Below are 17,987 nucleotides of genomic sequence, written 5' to 3'. Positions count from 1 at the left end.
GCAGTCTAGGGCACACGTCTGTGCGTGCGATGCCGCCCGGGCTGCTCGGTCCGGTCAGTCGGTGTCGTCGTCGTACAGGCCGGGTTGGGCGGTCGTCGCCTGCCCCGGCGTCATGCCGAAGTGCCGCCACGCCTGCGGGGTCGCGATCCGGCCGCGCGGGCTCCGGGTGACCAGGCCGACCCGGACGAGGAACGGCTCGACGACCGACTCGATGGTCTCGGATTCCTCGCCGACGGAGACCGCCAGCGTGTTGAGCCCGACCGGTCCCCCGTCGAAGCGGGTCAGCATCGTCTCGACGACGGCGCGGTCGAGCCGGTCGAGCCCGAGCTCGTCGACGTCGTAGAGGTCGAGGGCACCCTGCACGGCCGCCATGCCGTCGGTGGTGCGGTGCACGAGCGCGTAGTCGCGCACACGGCGCAGCAGACGGTTCGCGATGCGGGGCGTGCCGCGCGACCGACCGGCGATCTCACGGAGCGCCGACCGGTCGATGTCGAGCTCGAGCAGGTGCGCCGCACGGATGAGGACCTGTTCGAGCTCGTCCTTCTCGTAGAACTCGAGGTGGGCGGTGAACCCGAAGCGGTCGCGGAGCGGGTTCGGCAGCAGGCCCGCGCGGGTGGTCGCACCGACGAGGGTGAACGGCGCGAGGTCGAGCGGGATGCTCGTCGCGCCGGCGCCCTTGCCGACCATCACGTCGATGCGGAAGTCCTCCATCGCCAGGTAGAGCATCTCCTCCGCCGAGCGCGCCATGCGGTGGATCTCGTCGATGAAGAGGACCTCGCCGGGGACGAGGGACGAGAGCACCGCGGCGAGGTCGCCCGCGTGCTGGATCGCCGGTCCGCTCGACATCCGCAGGGGCCGGGCGGACTCGTACGCCACGATCATCGCGAGCGTGGTCTTGCCGAGTCCGGGTGGGCCCGCCATCAGGATGTGGTCGGGTGTGCGCTCCTGCATCGCGGCGGCCTTGAGGAGCAGGTCGAGCTGCCCGCGGACCTTGCGCTGTCCCACGAACTCGTCGAGGGACTTCGGGCGGAGCGCGCCCTCGAACGCGAGTTCCTCCTGCGACTCGGCGCTGGCGGCGGTGATGCCGCTCACCGGCCGGCCCCGGCGGGACGCAGGGCACCGAGCGCCGCGCGGAGCAGCGACTGCGTGCCCATCGTGGCCGCACCGGGCTCGGTCGCGATGGTGTCGTCGACGGCGCGCTGAGCGGCGTCCTCACGCCAGCCCAGACCGATGAGGGCCGCGACGACGTCGACCGCGGCCGGGTGGGCCGCGGCACCACGTCGGGCGGCGACGACCGGGGCCTGCTCGAACGCGGCGAGCTTGCCGGAGAGCGCGACGATGATGAGCTTGGCCGTCTTCGGCCCGATGCCCGACACCTTGCGGAACGCGCCGTCGTCGTCGTTCGCGACGGCGTTCGCGACCTGTGCGGGCTCCATGTGGGCGAGGACGCCCATCGCCGACTTGGGGCCGACGCCGGAGACGCTCCGCAGCAGGTCGAACACCTGGAGCGCGTCGGTGGACGCGAAGCCGAAGAGGAGGTGCTCGTCCTCGCGCACGATCATCGCCGTGCGGAGGAAGACCTCGGAGCCGTGTCGCATCGTCAGGGCGTGGGCGGGCGTGACCGTCACGGCGTACCCGACTCCCCCGACCTCGACCACGACGGCCGATCCGGCGACGTCGATGCAGGTGCCCCGGAGACTCGCGATCATGCCCCGAGCCTACGGCCGCCCACCGACGATGCCGACCTGCCACGCTGCGGCCGTGCCGCAGCGGCGGCCGCCCGCGCGAGCGGCGAGTCCACGGTGCCGCCCTGCGCGTCCCGCCAGGCACGCTGTGCCGGGGTGAGGTTCGACGGACGTGAGCCGGCGGCGTCAGGTGCTCCGAGCCTCCAGGCATGGCACACGGCCAACGCGAGCGCGTCGGCGGCGTCGGCCGGTTTCGGGGCCTCGTCGAGTCCGAGGACCCGGGCGATCATCGTCTGGACCTGTCGCTTGTCGGCGTTGCCGTACCCGGTCACCGCCGCCTTCACCTCGGACGGGGTGTGCAGGCCCACCGGCAACCCGCGGGCCGCGGCCGCGTGCAGCGCGAGGCCGGCGGCCTGGGCGGTGCCCATCACGGTGCGGACGTTCGCCTGCGCGAACACCCGCTCCACCGCGACGGCGTCCGGGCGGTGCTCGTCGATCTCGGCGGCGATGCCGTCGGCGATGAGCAGGAGGCGCTGTTCGAGCGCCATGTCCGCCGGCGTGCGCACGACCGTCACGTGGACGAGCCGGGCACGCCGGTTCGGTGCGACCTCGACCACGCCGACGCCGCACCGCGTGAGCCCGGGGTCGACCCCGAGCACGCGCAGCATCGGCTAGTCCTCGTCCTCGTCGAGCTCGGCCTGGACGTCGGCGGGGATGTCGAAGTTCGAGTAGACGTTCTGCACGTCGTCGCTGTCCTCGAGCGCGTCGATGAGGCGGAACACCTTGCGGGCCGTCTCGGCGTCCACCGGGACCTTGAGGCCGGGGACGAACTCGGCGTCGGCCGAGTCGTAGTCGATGCCGGCCTCTTGCAGCGCGGTGCGGGCCGCGACGAGGTCGCTCGCCTCGGTGATGACCTCGAAGCCGCCGCCCTGGTCGATGACGTCCTCGGCGCCGGCGTCGAGCACGGCGCTCATCACGGTGTCCTCGTCGAGGCCGTCCGTCTTCGTCACCGAGATGACGCCCTTGCGCGAGAAGTTGTACGCCACGCTGCCGGGGTCGGCCATGGTGCCGCCGTTCCGCGACATCGTCGTGCGGACCTCGGCCGCGGCGCGGTTCTTGTTGTCGGTCAGACACTCGATGAGCATCGCGACGCCGTTCGGGCCGTAGCCCTCGTACATGATCGTCGTGTACTCGATCGTCTCGCCGGTCAGACCGGCACCGCGCTTGACGGCGCGGTCGATGTTGTCGTTCGGCACCGAGGTCTTCTTGGCCTTCTGCACGGCGTCGACGAGCGTCGGGTTGCCCGACATGTCGGCCCCGCCCATCTTCGCGGCGACCTCGATGTTCTTGATGAGCTTCGCGAAGGACTTCGCACGGCGACCGTCGATGACGGCCTTCTTGTGCTTGGTCGTCGCCCACTTGGAATGCCCGGACACGGTTGCTCCTTGCGTCTTGCGGAAAATCTGCCTCATCTTACCGGCCTGGAGGCGCGGCTCGCCTCCGCCGCGCTGGCTCGCTACCGCAAAACGCAACGTGGGCGACAGCCCGCAGCGGCACAACGCTGCGCGCAACCGCCACGGTTGCGTGTTGCGAGGGCGGGGCGGGACGCTAGGCGGTGCGGACGAGGTCGAGGAACCGGCGGTGGAAGCGGTCTTCGCCCGCCACCTCGGGGTGGAAGGCGCTCGCGATGACGTTGCCCTGCTGCACCGCCACGGCCTGGCCGTCCGGCAGGGTGCCGAGGACCTCGACGCCCGCGCCGTGCTGCTCCACCACGGGTGCTCGGATGAACACCGCGTGGACCGGGGCGGCTCCGAGCGCCGGCATCGGGATGTCGATCTCGAACGAGTCGTTCTGGTTGCCGAACGCGTTGCGGCGCACCGTCGTGTCGAGGACGTCGAGGGTGTGCTGCCCCGCGATGCCGTCGGTGATCCGGGAGGACAGCATGATCATGCCCGCGCAGGTGCCGTACGTCGGCAGCCCGGACCGGATCGCCGCCCCGAGGGGCTCGGCGAGGCCGAACGCGCGGGACAGCTTGTCCATCACGCTCGACTCGCCACCCGGGATCACGACGCCGTCGAGGGCGTCGATCTCCTCCGGGCGACGGAGCGGCACCACGTCGGCGCCGAGCTCCGTCAGCGAGGCGATGTGCTCACGGAAGTCACCCTGCAGCGCGAGGACCCCGATGCGGGGCCGCGCGCTGCCCGACGTGCTACCAGCCACGCTCGGCGAGGCGGTGCGGTGCGGGGACGTCGGCGACGTTGATGCCGACCATCGCCTCACCCAGGCCGCGGGAGGCCTCGGCGATGACCTTGGGGTCGTCGTGGAAGGTGGTGGCCTTGACGATCGCGGCGGCGCGCTTGGCCGGGTCGCCGGACTTGAAGATGCCCGAGCCGACGAACACGCCGTCGGCACCGAGCTGCATCATCATCGCGGCGTCAGCCGGGGTGGCGACGCCACCGGCGGTGAAGAGCACGACGGGCAGCGTGCCGGTCTGGGCCACTTCCTTGACGATGTCGAACGGCGCCTGCAGTTCCTTCGCGGCGACGTAGAGCTCGTCTTCCTTGAGGTGACGCAGCGCCGCGATCTCCTTGTTGATCGTCCGGATGTGCTTGGTCGCCTCGGACACGTCGCCCGTGCCGGCTTCGCCCTTGGAACGGATCATCGCCGCGCCCTCGGTGATGCGACGGAGTGCCTCGCCGAGGTTGGTGGCACCGCAGACGAACGGGGTGGTGAAGTTCCACTTGTCGATGTGGTTCACGTAGTCGGCGGGCGAGAGGACCTCGGACTCGTCGATGTAGTCGACGCCGAGCTCCTGCAGGATCTGCGCCTCGACGAAGTGGCCGATGCGGGCCTTCGCCATGACCGGGATCGACACCGCCGCGATGATCTCCTCGATCATCGACGGGTCGGACATGCGGGCGACGCCGCCCTGTGCGCGGATGTCGGCGGGGACGCGCTCGAGGGCCATGACGGCCGTGGCGCCGGCCTCTTCCGCGATGCGGGCCTGCTCGGCGTCGACGACGTCCATGATCACGCCGCCCTTGAGCATCTCGGCGAGGCCGCGCTTGACGCGGTCGGAGCCGGTGATCGAGGTGCCAGGGGTGCCGGAGGTGCTGGTGCTGTCGCTCATGATGCCGACCAGTCTAGTGCGCCGCAGGCCATCCCTCGGCGACCAGTCGACGGGTCTCACCGAGCAGCTGGGACATCGACTTCGTCCGCGCGATGATCGGGAAGAAGTTCGCGTCCGACTGCCACCGCGGCACAATGTGCTGGTGCAGGTGGCCCGCGACCCCGGCACCGGCGACCTCGCCCTGGTTCATGCCGATGTTGAAGCCGTCGCAGTGCGACACCGATCGCAGCACCCGCATCGCGGTCTGGGTCAGCTCGCTGATCTCGCGGACCTCGTCCGGCGTGGCCTCGTCGTAGAGCGGCACGTGCCGGTAGGGGCACACGAGCAGGTGCCCGTTGTTGTACGGGAACAGGTTGAGCAGGACGTACGCGTGCTCGCCCCTGGCGACGATGAGGGCGTCCTCGTCGGACTTCCGCGGTGCCTCGCAGAACGGGCAGTCGTCGTCGTGCCCGCGGCCCCGGCCGTCACGCCCGGCGTCGATGTACGCCATCCGGTGCGGGTTCCAGAGCCGCTGGAACGCGTCCGGCACGGCAGCGCCGGTCGCGGCGTCCCGGATGACCAGCGGGTCCCCGTCGGCCGTGGGACCGGCCACGTCGTCGACGTGACCGGTCCCCGGGCCGTGATCCGTGCCTCCTGGCTGGGTCATCAGACCTGCGCGCGCTCGCGGATCGCGGTGAGGATGCGCTCCACGGCCTCGTCGACCGGCACCGCGTTGTCCTGTCGGCCGTCGCGGAAGCGGAAGCTGACCGCACCGGCGTCGCGGTCGTCGCCGCCCGCGATGAGCTGGAACGGCACCTTCTGCTTCGTGTGGTTGCGGATCTTCTTCTGCATCCGGTCGTCGGAGTGGTCCACCTCGGCGCGGACGCCGTGGCTGCGGAGCTTCGCGACGACCTCGTCGAGGTAGTCGCCGTACTCCGCCGCGACCGGGATGCCGACGACCTGCACGGGGGCGAGCCAGGCCGGGAACGCTCCCGCGTAGTGCTCGGTGAGGACGCCGAAGAAGCGCTCGATGGAGCCGAACAGCGCGCGGTGGATCATCACCGGACGCTGCCGGGTGCCGTCCGCCGCCGCGTACTCGAGCTCGAAGCGCTCCGGCAGGTTGAAGTCGAGCTGGACGGTCGACATCTGCCAGGTGCGACCGATGGCGTCACGGGCCTGCACCGAGATCTTCGGGCCGTAGAACGCTGCACCGGCGGGGTCGGGCACGAGTTCGAGACCCGATTCCTCGGCGACCTCGCGCAGGGTGTTCGTCGCCTCGTCCCAGGTGTCGTCGTCGCCGACGTACTTCTCCGGGTCCTTCGTCGAGAGCTCGAGGTAGAAGTCGTCGAGACCGTAGTCACGGAGGAGCGAGAGCACGAACTGGAGGGTCGTGGTGAGCTCCTCCTTCATGCGCTCCTTCGTGGTGAAGATGTGCGCGTCGTCCTGGGTCATGCCCCGGACGCGGGTGAGCCCGTGGATGACGCCGGACTTCTCGTTGCGGTAGACCGTGCCGAACTCGAACATCCGGAGCGGGAGGTCGCGGTAGGACCGTGCCTGCGACCGGTACGCGAGGATGTGCATCGGGCAGTTCATCGGCTTGAGGTAGTAGTCCGCCCCCTGCCGCGTGACGTTGCCGTCCTCGTCGCGGGCCTCGTCCATGTGCATGGGCGGGAACATGCCGTCCTTGTACCAGCCGAGGTGCCCGGACTGCTCGAACAGGTCGCCCTTGGTGATGTGCGGCGTGTAGACGAAGGAGTAGCCCTCTTGCTCGTGCCGGCGGCGCGAGTAGTCCTCCATCTCGCGGCGGATGATGCCGCCCTTCGGGTGGAAGATCGCCAGGCCGGACCCGATCTCGTCCGGGAACGAGAACAGGTCGAGTTCGGCACCGAGCTTGCGGTGGTCGCGCTTGGCCGCTTCCTCGAGGCGGACGAGGTACGCCTTGAGCTGGTCCTTGTCGGGCCACGCGGTGCCGTAGATGCGCTGCAGCTGCGGGTTCTTCTCCGAGCCGCGCCAGTACGCCGCGGCGACCCGCATGAGCTTCGACGCGTTGCCGATGATGCGGGTGTGCGGCAGGTGCGGGCCGCGGCAGAGGTCCTGCCAGACGACCTCGCCGGTCTTCGGGTCGACGTTCTCGTAGACCGTCAGCTCGCCGGCACCGACCTCGACGCTCTCGCCCGAGTCACCGGCGTCGGCGGCACCCTTGAGGCCGATGAGCTCCTGCTTGTAGGGCTCCCCCGCCATGCGCGCACGGGCCTCGTCGTCGGTGACGACGACGCGGCGGAAGCGCTGGGCCTGACGGATGATCCGGTCCATGTTCTTCTCGATGGCCTTGAGCGCTTCGGGCGTGAAGGGCTCGGCGACGTCGAAGTCGTAGTAGTAGCCGTCGGTGACGGGCGGACCGATCCCGAGCTTGGCGTCGGGGTTGATCTGCTGCACGGCCTGCGCGAGCACGTGCGCGGCCGAGTGCCGGAGGATGTCCAGGCCGTCCTGCTCGTCGAGCGTCACCGGCTCGGCGGTCTCCCCCGCCTGCACGTCGGCGGCGAGGTCCCTGAGGACCCCGGCTACGCGGATCGCGATGACACCGCGGACGCCGTCGAACAGCTCGGTGCCGGTCGTGCTCGTCGTCGCGGTGCGGGGCTCGGGTGCCTGGGGAAGGTCTGCGGGCTCGGCGTTCTCCGCCGGAGCGGCGACTGACTCGGTCACGATGGTGCGACTCCTCGGTTCGGTGGGGTGGATCAAGACTAGTGCGCGCGGGCCCCGCGGCGGCTCACGCCGGGACGCTGCCGAGGGTCTCGACGGGCAGGCGCGGTTCGAGGCGTTCGCGACCGTTCAGACCGTCGAGTTCGAGCAGCGCGGCGAAGCCGATCGCCTCGTACCCGGCGCGCTCGAGCAGGGTGATGGTCGCGGCGCCGGTGCCGCCGGTCGCGAGGACGTCGTCGACGACGAGCACCCGGGTTCCGGCCGGCAGCTGACCCGGGCGCAGCTCGAGCTCGGCCTCGCCGTACTCGAGCGCGTACTGCTCGCTGAGGACCTCGCCGGGGAGCTTGCCCGCCTTCCGCACCGTGAGGACGCCGACCTGGTGCTGCGCGGCGATCCCGCCGGCCAGGGCGAACCCGCGCGCCTCGATGCCGGCGACCGCGGCGAACCCCTGCCCGATCGCGAACGGCGCGGCGAGTGCCTCGCACACGCGGCCGAACGCCACCGGGTCGGAGAACACCGGCGTGACGTCGCGGAACAGGACCCCGGGCTTGGGGAAGTCCGGGACGATGGCGGTCAGGCGTTCGACGAGTGCAGCTGCGGTTTCGGTCACCCGACAACGGTACGGGAGGCGCGGGGTGCGTCGTGCGCGGGGGCCTCGCACCGTGCGAGGCGCGCGGAACCTCGCACGGTGCGAGGCGCGCGGAACCTCGCACGGTGCGAGGCGCGCGGCGTGGTGCGAGGTTCCGTGCCCGGTGCGAGGCGCTGGGCCGGGCACGGAGTACGCAACCTCGCACGGGAAGGAACACCCGCGACGGCACGGCACGCGACGGGACCTCGCACGGTGCGAGGGGCGCGACGTGGTGCGAGGTTCCGTACCCGGTGCGAGGCGCAGGGCCGGGCACGGAGTAGGGAACCTCGCACGGGACGGCCGCGACGGGACCTCGCACGGTGCGAGGCGCGCGGAACGCGGACGTCGCACGGTGCGAGGCGCGCGCGTCAGTGCCAGAGGTGCATCGACGCGCTGCGCAGGAGCCACTCGGCCTCGCGCTGCTGACGCTCCCGCTCGAGGCGGTTCCGCGTCGCGATGTCGACCGACGGACGCACGTGGTGGGTGCGCCGGCTCCAGATGATGAGCGACATCCCGATGCGGAGTGCGATGCGGTCGGAGAGCGAGACCCGACGGCGCACCGCGCGGGTGTCGGGAGGGCGGATGGTGGTGGTCTTCGTTGACACGGTGGTGTCCCCTTCAGGGCATGACGGAACTGCCCGGCACACGGGCAGGAGGAGGAAGGCGCACGCACGGACGCGCGCGGCGCTGAATGCGCACATCCGAGTGGATGAATGCGCGCGAATGCATTCCGTGGCACGTCCGGCAAATGCGGTCGGACGTGCTCGTGCATTGCTACCGATACGGAGAAGCGTCGCACCCGCCACCGACATTCACGACGGCTCGGCCGCGCATTCGGAATGCAGCTCCGGCGCACACGTGAACCGTGCGCAGCGGTGCCGAACCGAGTCCGGCCGACACTCGTCTCAGACGAATGCGTCGGTCATCGCAGGTCATCCGGCGAGACGTGCTCTCGAGCGAGAGCCTCGGCGTGGACGAGCCTGGACACAGGTGTCGCGTGGTGCGGGACGCTCCGAGTCAGCGGACCCGGATCGGGGTGCCGCCGGACGTACGGATGCCGTGGAACGGAGTCGTTGCGGTGATCATCATGGTCAGGCCCCCTTTCGGTCTCGTGCTGACGCAGCTCTGATTGCTCGTGAACACTATCTACACCCGCATTCCCCGCGCAAGCCCTTTCGGCGATTCGTCCAGAATTGCATTCCTGAACACACAGAACGACCCCGGCGCCCTGTGGGCACCGGGGTCGAATCCGTCTGACGAGACGCTGACTACACCGCGGCGGGAACCGCCACGGTCGCCGTCAGCACACCGTCGACCGCGTCGATCCGGACGGTGTCGCCGCCGGCCACGGCCTGGTCCACGACGAGGTTCGCGATCCGGTCGTCGACCTCGCGCTGGATGAGACGACGGAGCGGACGGGCGCCGTACTCCGGCTCGTAGCCGTGCTCGGCGAGCCAGTCCACCGCGGCCTCGGACACGGACAGCGCCATGCCCTGCGCGAGCAGTCGGAGCGAGGTGTCCTGCAGCAGCAGTCCGACGATCGAGCGCAGCTGCTCCTGGTCGAGCTTGCGGAACAGCACGATCTCGTCGATGCGGTTGATGAACTCCGGCCGCATGGACTCGCGGAGCTTGCCCATCACCCGCGCTCGCAGGTCCTCCTCCGAGTAGCCACCGTCCGCCGAGGCGGAGAACCCGAGCGCACCGGAGCGCGACGCGAGGAACTCGGACCCGATGTTCGACGTCATGATGACCACCGTGTTCCGGAAGTCCACCGTGCGGCCCTGGCCGTCCGTCAGCCGACCGTCGTCCAGCACCTGCAGCAGCAGGTTGAACACGTCGGGGTGCGCCTTCTCGACCTCGTCGAGCAGGATCACCGAGTACGGGTTGCGGCGGACGCGCTCGGTGAGCTGCCCGGCCTCGTCGTAGCCGACGTACCCGGGAGGGGCGCCGACCAGGCGCGACACGGTGTGCCGCTCGCCGAACTCGCTCATGTCGAAGCGGAGCATCGCCGACTCGTCCCCGAACAGCGATCCGGCCAGCGCCTTGGCCAGCTCGGTCTTGCCGACACCGGTGGGGCCGAGGAACAGGAAGCTGCCGACCGGACGACGGGGGTCGCCCATCCCGGTCCGGCTGCGCCGAACCGCGGTCGCGATGGCGCGCACGGCGTCGTCCTGGCCGACGACACGCTCGTGGAGTTCGTCCTCGAGCGCGGCGAGCCGGGTCCGGTCGCCCTGCGTGAGCCGGGTTGCGGGGATGCCGGTGGCGCGGGACACGACGGCTGCGATGTCGGCCTCCGTGATCGAGGTGCCCATGGTCTCGAGACTGGAGGCCCGTCCAGCGTCCGCCGACGAGGCGGCGGTGATCCGCGCCTCCAGGCCCTCGATCTCGTCGCGCAGGCGCGACGCCTCTTCGTAGCGTTCCTCGGTGACCGCGCGGTCCTTGTCGGCGAGCAGCTCGGCGACCTGGTCGCGGAGTGCCTCGACGTCGACGTCGCCCGATCGGGCGAGGCGACGGCGTGCGCCGGCCTGGTCGATGAGGTCGATCGCCTTGTCCGGCAGGTGCCGGTCGGTGACGTACCGGTGCGACAGCTCGACCGCGGCGCGCAGGGCGTCGTCGGTGTAGGTCACGTCGTGGTGCGCGGCGTAGCGGGGTGCGAGGCCGGTGAGGATCGCGACGGCGTCCTCGACGCTCGGCTCCCCCACCGTGACCGGCTGGAAGCGGCGCTCGAGCGCGGCGTCCTTCTCGATCCGGCGGTACTCGTTCAGCGTGGTCGCGCCGACCATGTGCAGGTCGCCGCGCGCCAGACGGGGCTTCAGGATGTTGCCCGCGTCCATCGAACCGCCCTCGCCACCGCCACCGGCGCCGACGACGGTGTGGAGCTCGTCGACGAACACGATGAGCTCGTCGGCGTGCGCCGAGATCTCGTCCATCGCCTTGGTCAGTCGCTCCTCGAAGTCGCCGCGGTACCGGGTGCCGGCCAGCATGCCGGGCAGGTCGAGCGACACGACGCGCTTGCCCTGGAGCAGCACGGGGACGTCGCCGTCCGCGATGCGCTGGGCGAGGCCCTCGACGATCGCGGTCTTCCCGACGCCGGGTTCGCCGATGAGGACGGGGTTGTTCTTGGTGCGACGGAGCAGGATCTCGACGGTCTGCTCGATCTCGTCGGCGCGGCCGATCACCGGGTCGATGCGTCCGTCACGGGCGCGCTCGGTGAGGTCGGTGCCGAACTGGTCGAGGGTCGGGGTGTCGGAGTCCGACTGGGTGGTGTCGGTGGTGGCATCGGTTCCGGGCACGGGGCGCCCCTCTCGTGCTGCTGCCGCGGCCTGCTGGGCGTAGTCCTGCATGACCTGCGGGGTGACACCGGCGCTCGCGAGCAGCTGCCCGGTGACGGTGTCCTGGTCCATGACGAGCGCGAAGAAGACGTGCTCGGGGTCGGTGTACGTGCTGCCGAAGCCGCGGGCGGCCTGGGTGGCCTCGAGGAGGATGCGCTGGGCGGTGCCGGTCAGTGCCGGGCGTCCTTCGTCCTCGCGGGGCTCGCGCGCCATCGGGAGCCGCTGCTCGACCTCATCGGCCAGCTGGTCGGGGTCGACCCCGGCCTGGCGGATCACCGCGGTGAAGGGGTCGGTGCGGACGAGCACGTGCAGGATGTGCAGTGCGTCGACCTCGTGCTGGCCCTGTTCGACGGCGTACTCCGCCGTGCGCTGGAGCATCTCGTGGGTGCGACGGCTGAGCAGCCGCGTGATGTCGACCGGGCGTCCCAGCGGTACGGATCGCTGGGCGCCGGAGTTCTGTGCCGCGAGCAGACGTGCGAGGAACTCGTCGAACGAGTCGTTGCCGCCGGTCGGACCGAACGTTGCTGGCAAAGGGACCTCCTGGGAACTTGAGTGCCTTCGACTCAATGCAACGCAGGGGCCCCGGTGTCATTCCCGGTGCGGGAAAAAAGTTGCGGCGACCTGACTCAGGTCCGTGCGATCGCCGCCGAGGTGGCCTCGGTGACGCGGACGAGGTCCGCGGGTGCCACCTCGATGTCGAAACCGCGCCGGCCACCGGACACGAAGATGCTCGGGTACGTCAGGGCCGACTCGTCGACGACGGTGCGGAGCTGCGTCTTCTGCCCCACCGGGCTGATCCCGCCGACGACGTAGCCGGTGCGCTTCTCGGCGATGGTCGGATCGGCGAGGACCGCCTTCTTCCCGCCGACCGCCGCCGCGATCGCCTTGAGGTCGAGCCGGTTCGCCACCGGGACGATCGCCACCGCCAGACTGCCGTCGACGGAGACCACGAGGGTCTTGAAGACCTGCTCCTCACGGAGTCCGAGGGCGGCCGCAGCCTCTTCCCCGAAGTTCGTGGCGGTCTCGTGGTGCTCGTACACGTGTGGCGTGTACGGGATCCCGGCCCGCTCGAGGGCCACGGTCGCTGGGGTGCTCGGCGAACCTGCGGTCATGGCTCGATCCTGCCCTGACCAGCCACTTCCCCGTGGACGGCGCGCGGGCGTTAGCCTGAACGGACCATGACCGTCGTCGAACTGTTCCTGCGCGTCACCGCCGCGCTGGTCCTCGGCGACCCCGCGGTCGGGGTGTTCCCGCTCCTCGCGGTCGCGGCGCTCGGACTGACCGCCGTCGCGGTCGCCGTCGTGGTCGCGCAGGTGCTCGCGCTCGTGCTCGGCGTCGACACCGGCCGTGGGGCGGCGTCGACGCGTGCTCCGGCGGACCTCGTCACGCGGATCGCGTGGAGTCACCCCGACGCCGACGGGCACGCCCGACCGCGTGCTCCGGGAGCCGCCACCCCGGCCTGACCACCGACCGGTGGCCGGGCCGCACACGCGACCCCTCCCGCCGAACCGATCGGAACGTCATGGACATCACCACCCTGCCCGTCGTCGGGCCGCTGCTGCACAGCGGCGCCGACCTCCTCGCCGCGACCACCGCGGCCCTCTCCCCCGTCGCCGGCGGGCTCGCCGCGGCGATCGCCGTCGTGCTGCTCACCCTGGCCGTCCGCGCCGTGCTCGTCCCGCTCGCGGTGCTGCAGGTCCGGGCCGAGCGGGACCGTCGACGGCTCGCACCCCGCGTCGCCGCGCTCGGGAAGCGCTACGGCACGGACTCCGAGCGACTGCGACGCGCACTGCAGGAGCTCTACACGAACGAGAAGGTCTCACCGCTCGCCGGGTGCCTGCCGGTGCTGGCGCAGGCCCCGGTGCTCTCGCTCGTCTACACGCTCTTCACGCACGGCTCCATCGGCGGGGTGACGAACACCCTGCTCGAGGCGACGCTCGCGGGCGTCCCGCTCGGCCACTCCCTCATCGTCACCGTCACGTCGCCTCTCTGGGTGCACGCGTGGGTCGTCGTCGTGCTGCTCGCGGTGCTGGTGGTGGTCGTCGAGGCCTCCCGGCGGGCGAACCTGCGGTGGAGCCCGGTGGCCGCGTCCGACACCGGAACGCCCGTCCCCGGTGCTGCGGCCACGGCCGCCATCGGTCGGTACGCCCCGTTCATCACCGTCGTGTTCGCCGCGATCGCACCGCTCGCCGCCGCGCTGTACGTCGTCACGAGTGCGGCGTGGACGCTCGGCGAACGAGCCGTCCTCCGCCGCGTGCTCGCCTAGCTGTACTGCCCAGGGACGTTGGTCAATCGTGTGATGGGTGACCGGTTCCCGATGGCGGTGTGGGGCCGGTGGTGATTGTAGTGATGCAGCCATCCCGGGAGCGCGTTCCTGCGTGCAGCTTCGGTCGGGTAGTGGCGTGAGAATGCCCATCCGTCGGCGAGTGTGCGGTGGAATCGCTCGATCTTGCCGTTCGTTTGTGGCCGGTATGGGCGGGTCTTTTTCGGAGTGATCCCGAGCTCGGTGCAAGCATCACGCCAGGCGTGGGATTTGTAAGCCGACCCGTTGTCGGAGAGAACGCGTTCGACTCGGACGCCGCGAGCTGCGAACCACGACACCGCGCGGCGGAGCACCCCGATCGCGGTGACCGCTTTCTCGTCTTCGTGGATCTCGGCGTAGGCGACGCGGGAGTGGTCGTCGATGACGGTGTGCACGAACGCAGTTCCGACGAGGACTCCGCGGTACTTGCTGCGGCCTGTCCCTGGAGTCGCTGCTCGGTTCTTCCCGCCCTGGGCTCGGCCGACGAAGCGCCATCCGCCGCCGTCAGGGATGTTGCCGAGCTTCTTCACGTCGACGTGGATCATCGAGCCGGGATACTCGTGCTCGTATCGGCGCACCTGCTCCCCGGTCCGGACGTCGATGTGGTGCAGCCGGTTGACCCGGCACCGTGTCAGCACGGCATGCACCGTGGACGCCGGCATGCCCAGGCGTCCGCCGATAGCGACAGGCCCCAGCCGTTTGCGCCAGCGGAGTCCGACGATCTGTTTCACGAGCGCTTGTTGGGTGCGGTTCGGCGATCGGTGTGGTCGAGAGGACCGGTCCTGCATGCCGGCCTCGCCCATTGCCGCGTACCGATCGGCCCACCGCTTCGCCGTCGGCCAGGACACGTGGAAGAACACGGCTGCGTGTCGGATGGGCCAGCCATCCTCGACGATGAGGCGCGCGAGCCGGAGACGCGCGCGCGGTGTCAGCGCAGCGTTAGCGTGGGACATGAGGACCTCCTGCGGAGAGTGCGTGAACTAAGCAGCTCCACTCCACCGCAGGAGGTCCTTCTCACGCTGCTATGACAACCGCGAGTCCCCGCAGATCAACCAACGTCCCTGGGCAGTACACCTAGCCGCCCTGCCCCTCCTGCTGCGGACCCTGGTCGACCGGGTCGTACTCGGTCCCACGCCCCTGCTCCTCCTCGGGCAGCGGGACGTGCCGTTCGGTGCCGGCACCGTTCGGACTCGTCGCGACGTAGTCGGCCTCGCCGGACTGCGTGTCGTGGCTCAGCGGCTCGAGGGTCTCGGGGTCGGGATCGCGCTTGTCGGTCATCGCCCCCGTCTACGCCCCCGAACTGGGCGAACACGCACGGGAGGCCGGTGGGACGATGAGCGCATGGCCGACGACGACGTGGCAGCGGAACGAGCACGGCTCGAGACGCTCGCATGGGGCGGGGCAGCCCCGGAGGACGAGGCTGCCGCGGCCCGCCTCGCGCTGCAGGAGCTGGGCCGTCGTCCGCGGCGGTCGCCTTCCGCCGCGGCGCACCGGCCTGGAGGCACGCCACCCGTCACCCCGCAGGCCGCGTCCACGACACGGTCGGCTCCCACCCCGCGCCCCGCGGGTTCCGAGTCTGCCGCTGTCGGGTCTGTCGCAGTCGGGTCTCCCGCAGCCGGGTCTGTCACGGCCGGGGCTGTCACTGCCGGTTCTGCGGCGCGCGCCGGGTCTGCCGCACCCTGGCCGGCTGGACCCGACGAGTTCGACGACGACGGCGGGGCGGACCCCGCCCGGACCGACCACGTCGACGACGGGACGGTGTCCGACGGGGACGACCCGCGCCTCCAGGCCGGTGCTCCGTCGTGGCGGACGCGGGCCGCACGGATCCTGTGGACCACCCGGCCGCGCGTGTGGATCGCGCTCGGCGCGGCGGCCGCGGTCGGCGTCGCGTTCGCGGCCGGCACGGTGGTGGGGACCGCGCACCAGGAGAGCGCGTCGGCGCCGAGCGTGACGCCGACGGCGGGGGCGGTGACGCTCGAGGAGCTCCTCGACAAGCCGCAGACGTACGCGGACCAGCTGCCCGGACCGGTCGAGGCGTCGGTCAGCCTGCACACCACCCGGCTCATCTTCACGAACCGGGCGCTCGACGGCGGCTCGTTCCGGACGCCGTGGGGCGTCTGGGCGGCGGTCGGCACCGACCGCTCGACGATCTGCCTCGTGGCGACGGCGAACCGCATCGAGTCGACGTCCGCCTGCTACCCCCGGGAGGACGCGCTGCACGGATCGGTCTCGCTGTCCGCGCAGTCGATGAGCGGCACCCTGACGCTGACCCTGCGGGGCGGTGCCGTGCAGGGCACGGTGACGAACGAGCAGTGATCGGGAATGCCCAGGGGCGCCCCGCGTTGACGCCCTGACAGGAGCGTGTTGGAGCGCTCCGAGGGGATTCACGGCGGAGGCTCTCGCATCACGCCGACACCCCGTGCAACACTGGTTGAGCGCACTCGCCGTGGAGTCGTACCCACATCATCCACAGCACCCACACCAGCGAGCGCGCATCGCCGACCGGCCCCGTCCGGTCTCCGTCGTCGTGACGTCGACACCGACGCGTGCTCCGCCGTTCCCCGGAGGAGGTCAGCAGCGTGTCCACCAACACCACCACCACCTCGGCCGTGTCGACGAACACGCGGCCGATCACCGTCACCAGCCAGTCCGTCGTCGGCATCGCCGTGCTCGGACTCGCCACGTTCTTCGCCATCACGACCGAGCTCATGCCGGTCGGGCTGCTCGGCACCATGAGCGCCGACCTCGGTGTCACCGAGTCGACCATGGGCATCGTCATCACCGTGTACGCGGCGGCGGTCGCGATCCTCGCCCTGCCGCTCACGTCGTTCACCGCCCGGCTCCCCCGGAAGACCGTGCTCGTCGCGACCCTCGTCGGCTACACCGTGTCGAACGTGATGATCGCGCTCGCCCCGTCGTTCGCCGTCGTCTGCGCCGGCCGGGTCGTCGGCGGGATCGCGCACGCCCTGTTCTTCTCGGTCGCCTCGGCGTACGCCACCCGGATCGTGCCGCCGCGCCTCGCCGGCCGTGCGATCGCGTTCGTGTACTCGGGCAGCTCGCTCGGCTTCGTGATCGGCGTGCCCGTGGCGACCTGGGTCGGGCAGTCGATCGGGTGGCGCCCCGCGGTCGGTGCCGTCGCCGTCGCGGCCGCCGTCCTCGCGGTCGTCGCGCTACTGTTCCTGCCGAGCGTCCGCGGCAGTTCGTCGCCGCACATCGGCTCGCCCAAGGCGTGGGCCCGCACCGGGCTGCTGTCCGTCGTGATCGCCGACCTGCTGCTCTTCGCCGGGCACTACGTCGTCTACACGTACATCGGGCCGTACGCGATCGACGCCGGACTCGACACGCACATGGTCAGCGGGGCGCTGCTCGTCCTCGGCGGCACCGGCGTCGTCGGGCTCTGGCTCGCCGGCATGTTCGTCGACAAGGCGCCCCGGCAGACCCTCGTCGTGTCCGTCGCCGTGATGGCCGCAGCGTTCGCCGCGCTGCCGTTCGTGCACGGCTCGCTGATCGGCACCATGGTCGTCGCCGGCGTCTGGATGGCGGCGAACGGCACCACCGGCACGCTCTTCATGGCTGCCGCGATCCGCACCGGCGGAGTCTCCCCCGACATCGCGGGGGCGCTCATCAACGGGGCGTCGAACATCGGCATCGCGGGCGGCGCGGCGATCGGTGGGCAAGCGCTCGGTGTCGTCGGGCTGCAGTTCATGCCGTTCGCCGGAGCCGTGATCCTCGTCGGGTCGCTCGGCGTGGTGCTGGCTGCGCGTCGGGGCTTCCCGGTGCACTCGCACACGCAGGAGCACCTGTCGACGTCGTCGATCGAGGCGATCACGTCGTCGTTGGCGGTCGTCACGACCTCCATCCCCGTCGTCAGTCGGGCGATCCAGACCCTGACCGGGTCGGTGGCCGTGGCCACGGGTTCGGTGCCGACGCGCCGGCGGGGCTGAGCGCGGGCGGCGGGCGCGTCGCGGGCGTCGTTCGGTGAGATCGCAGTTCGGCGCGGTTGTCTTTCGGTGAGATCGCAGTTCGGCGCGGTTCCGCGCGCGACGAGGCCGCCGAAGTGCGATCTCGGCGGCGTGGTGCGCGCACGCCGGCGCGCTGACGGTGGCTCGTGACGCATCGGTCTCGCGAGCGTGTGGCGGGCGGCGTCTTTCGGTGAGATCGCAGTTCGGCGCGGTTCCGCCGGGAGCGAGGCCGCCGAAGTGCGATCTCGGCGGGGGTCGTCGGCGGGCGC

General features: G+C 71.1%; 18 protein-coding genes. 4 read left to right on the top strand and 14 right to left on the bottom strand.

The window, feature by feature from the left end; genetic code table 11:
* Nucleotides 1–54: 54 nt before the first annotated feature.
* The 12 genes from ruvB to ybaK all read right to left on the bottom strand — a co-directional run bounded on the left by ruvB (nt 55) and on the right by ybaK (nt 12,566).
* Entirely contained in the window at nt 55–1,092 is a 1,038-nt protein-coding gene (ruvB, locus tag DEJ28_RS09345; protein ID WP_111116489.1) for a Holliday junction branch migration DNA helicase RuvB, read from the bottom strand.
* The gene (gene ruvA / locus DEJ28_RS09340) at nt 1,089–1,709 is read right to left on the bottom strand and encodes a Holliday junction branch migration protein RuvA (protein ID WP_111116490.1); all 621 of its coding nucleotides are present in this window, start codon (nt 1,707–1,709) and stop codon (nt 1,089–1,091) included. Before ruvA ends, ruvB begins: the two co-directional genes overlap by 4 nt.
* Nucleotides 1,706–2,350: a crossover junction endodeoxyribonuclease RuvC gene (gene ruvC, locus DEJ28_RS09335; protein WP_258368155.1), complete on the bottom strand. Its 645-nt coding sequence runs from the start codon at nt 2,348–2,350 to the stop codon at nt 1,706–1,708. Before ruvC ends, ruvA begins: the two co-directional genes overlap by 4 nt.
* Before the next feature lie 6 nt (nt 2,351–2,356).
* The gene (locus tag DEJ28_RS09330) at nt 2,357–3,121 is read right to left on the bottom strand and encodes a YebC/PmpR family DNA-binding transcriptional regulator (protein ID WP_111116492.1); all 765 of its coding nucleotides are present in this window, start codon (nt 3,119–3,121) and stop codon (nt 2,357–2,359) included.
* Between the two features lie 172 nt (nt 3,122–3,293).
* Nucleotides 3,294–3,905, bottom strand: a complete 612-nt coding sequence (gene pdxT / locus DEJ28_RS09325; RefSeq protein ID WP_111116493.1) for a pyridoxal 5'-phosphate synthase glutaminase subunit PdxT — start codon at nt 3,903–3,905, stop codon at nt 3,294–3,296.
* Nucleotides 3,895–4,815, bottom strand: coding sequence for a pyridoxal 5'-phosphate synthase lyase subunit PdxS (gene pdxS, locus DEJ28_RS09320; RefSeq protein ID WP_111116494.1), 921 nt, complete (start codon nt 4,813–4,815; stop codon nt 3,895–3,897). Before pdxS ends, pdxT begins: the two co-directional genes overlap by 11 nt.
* A gap of 13 nt (nt 4,816–4,828) precedes the next feature.
* Entirely contained in the window at nt 4,829–5,461 is a 633-nt protein-coding gene (locus DEJ28_RS09315; RefSeq protein ID WP_258368152.1) for an HIT family protein, read from the bottom strand.
* A complete protein-coding gene (gene thrS / locus DEJ28_RS09310; RefSeq protein ID WP_181433778.1) occupies nt 5,461–7,497 on the bottom strand; it encodes a threonine--tRNA ligase in 2,037 nt (678 codons plus the stop codon). Before thrS ends, DEJ28_RS09315 begins: the two co-directional genes overlap by 1 nt.
* A 64-nt stretch (nt 7,498–7,561) precedes the next feature.
* Nucleotides 7,562–8,104, bottom strand: coding sequence for an adenine phosphoribosyltransferase (locus tag DEJ28_RS09305; protein ID WP_111116495.1), 543 nt, complete (start codon nt 8,102–8,104; stop codon nt 7,562–7,564).
* A 386-nt stretch (nt 8,105–8,490) separates the two neighbouring features.
* Nucleotides 8,491–8,727 (bottom strand): hypothetical protein, encoded by a 237-nt coding sequence (locus tag DEJ28_RS09300; protein ID WP_146248880.1) that lies wholly within the window; start codon nt 8,725–8,727, stop codon nt 8,491–8,493.
* Between the two features lie 663 nt (nt 8,728–9,390).
* Nucleotides 9,391–11,985 (bottom strand): ATP-dependent Clp protease ATP-binding subunit, encoded by a 2,595-nt coding sequence (locus DEJ28_RS09295; RefSeq protein WP_111116498.1) that lies wholly within the window; start codon nt 11,983–11,985, stop codon nt 9,391–9,393.
* Nucleotides 11,986–12,080: 95 nt separating this feature from the next.
* A complete protein-coding gene (ybaK, locus tag DEJ28_RS09290) occupies nt 12,081–12,566 on the bottom strand; it encodes a Cys-tRNA(Pro) deacylase (RefSeq protein ID WP_111116499.1) in 486 nt (161 codons plus the stop codon).
* Nucleotides 12,567–12,632: 66 nt separating this feature from the next.
* Here ybaK and DEJ28_RS09285 point away from each other — a divergent pair, with 66 nt between their 5' ends.
* Both DEJ28_RS09285 and DEJ28_RS09280 read left to right on the top strand, forming a co-directional pair.
* The gene (locus tag DEJ28_RS09285; RefSeq protein ID WP_111116500.1) at nt 12,633–12,917 is read left to right on the top strand and encodes a hypothetical protein; all 285 of its coding nucleotides are present in this window, start codon (nt 12,633–12,635) and stop codon (nt 12,915–12,917) included.
* Between the two features lie 59 nt (nt 12,918–12,976).
* Nucleotides 12,977–13,720 carry a YidC/Oxa1 family membrane protein insertase gene (locus DEJ28_RS09280; RefSeq protein WP_111116501.1) on the top strand — a complete coding sequence of 248 codons (744 nt, stop codon included), beginning with the start codon at nt 12,977–12,979 and terminating at the stop codon, nt 13,718–13,720.
* Here DEJ28_RS09280 and DEJ28_RS09275 read toward each other — a convergent pair.
* The gene (locus DEJ28_RS09275) at nt 13,717–14,709 is read right to left on the bottom strand and encodes an IS481 family transposase (RefSeq protein WP_284180737.1); all 993 of its coding nucleotides are present in this window, start codon (nt 14,707–14,709) and stop codon (nt 13,717–13,719) included. The two genes, DEJ28_RS09280 and DEJ28_RS09275, sit on opposite strands and share 4 nt — an antisense overlap.
* Nucleotides 14,710–14,830: 121 nt before the next feature.
* Nucleotides 14,831–15,034: a hypothetical protein gene (locus DEJ28_RS09270; RefSeq protein ID WP_111117557.1), complete on the bottom strand. Its 204-nt coding sequence runs from the start codon at nt 15,032–15,034 to the stop codon at nt 14,831–14,833.
* Nucleotides 15,035–15,097: 63 nt separating this feature from the next.
* On the opposite strand from DEJ28_RS09270, the gene DEJ28_RS09265 reads away from it, so the two are divergent.
* Nucleotides 15,098–16,072 (top strand): hypothetical protein, encoded by a 975-nt coding sequence (locus DEJ28_RS09265; protein ID WP_111117558.1) that lies wholly within the window; start codon nt 15,098–15,100, stop codon nt 16,070–16,072.
* 263 nt (nt 16,073–16,335) lie between these two features.
* Nucleotides 16,336–17,700, top strand: coding sequence for an MFS transporter (locus tag DEJ28_RS09260; RefSeq protein WP_146248952.1), 1,365 nt, complete (start codon nt 16,336–16,338; stop codon nt 17,698–17,700).
* Nucleotides 17,701–17,987 lie beyond the last annotated feature (287 nt).

Origin of the sequence: Curtobacterium sp. MCPF17_002 (assembly GCF_003234115.2) — a bacterium.
Classification (GTDB): domain Bacteria; phylum Actinomycetota; class Actinomycetes; order Actinomycetales; family Microbacteriaceae; genus Curtobacterium.
The sequence above is the reverse complement of the archived record's forward strand: the minus strand, read 5'-3'. Positions and strand labels throughout refer to the sequence as shown.

What these genes read in the sequence shown, in the direction of transcription:
- DEJ28_RS09270 (WP_111117557.1), bottom strand. Translation starts at nt 15,034, where the DNA reads ATGACCGACAAGCGCGATCCCGACCCCGAGACCCTCGAGCCGCTGAGC.
- DEJ28_RS09265 (WP_111117558.1), top strand. Translation starts at nt 15,098, where the DNA reads ATGGCCGACGACGACGTGGCAGCGGAACGAGCACGGCTCGAGACGCTC.
- DEJ28_RS09280 (WP_111116501.1), top strand. Translation starts at nt 12,977, where the DNA reads ATGGACATCACCACCCTGCCCGTCGTCGGGCCGCTGCTGCACAGCGGC.
- DEJ28_RS09285 (WP_111116500.1), top strand. Translation starts at nt 12,633, where the DNA reads ATGACCGTCGTCGAACTGTTCCTGCGCGTCACCGCCGCGCTGGTCCTC.
- ybaK (WP_111116499.1), bottom strand. Translation starts at nt 12,566, where the DNA reads ATGACCGCAGGTTCGCCGAGCACCCCAGCGACCGTGGCCCTCGAGCGG.
- pdxS (WP_111116494.1), bottom strand. Translation starts at nt 4,815, where the DNA reads ATGAGCGACAGCACCAGCACCTCCGGCACCCCTGGCACCTCGATCACC.
- ruvA (WP_111116490.1), bottom strand. Translation starts at nt 1,709, where the DNA reads ATGATCGCGAGTCTCCGGGGCACCTGCATCGACGTCGCCGGATCGGCC.
- DEJ28_RS09315 (WP_258368152.1), bottom strand. Translation starts at nt 5,461, where the DNA reads ATGACCCAGCCAGGAGGCACGGATCACGGCCCGGGGACCGGTCACGTC.
- DEJ28_RS09275 (WP_284180737.1), bottom strand. Translation starts at nt 14,709, where the DNA reads ATGTCCCACGCTAACGCTGCGCTGACACCGCGCGCGCGTCTCCGGCTC.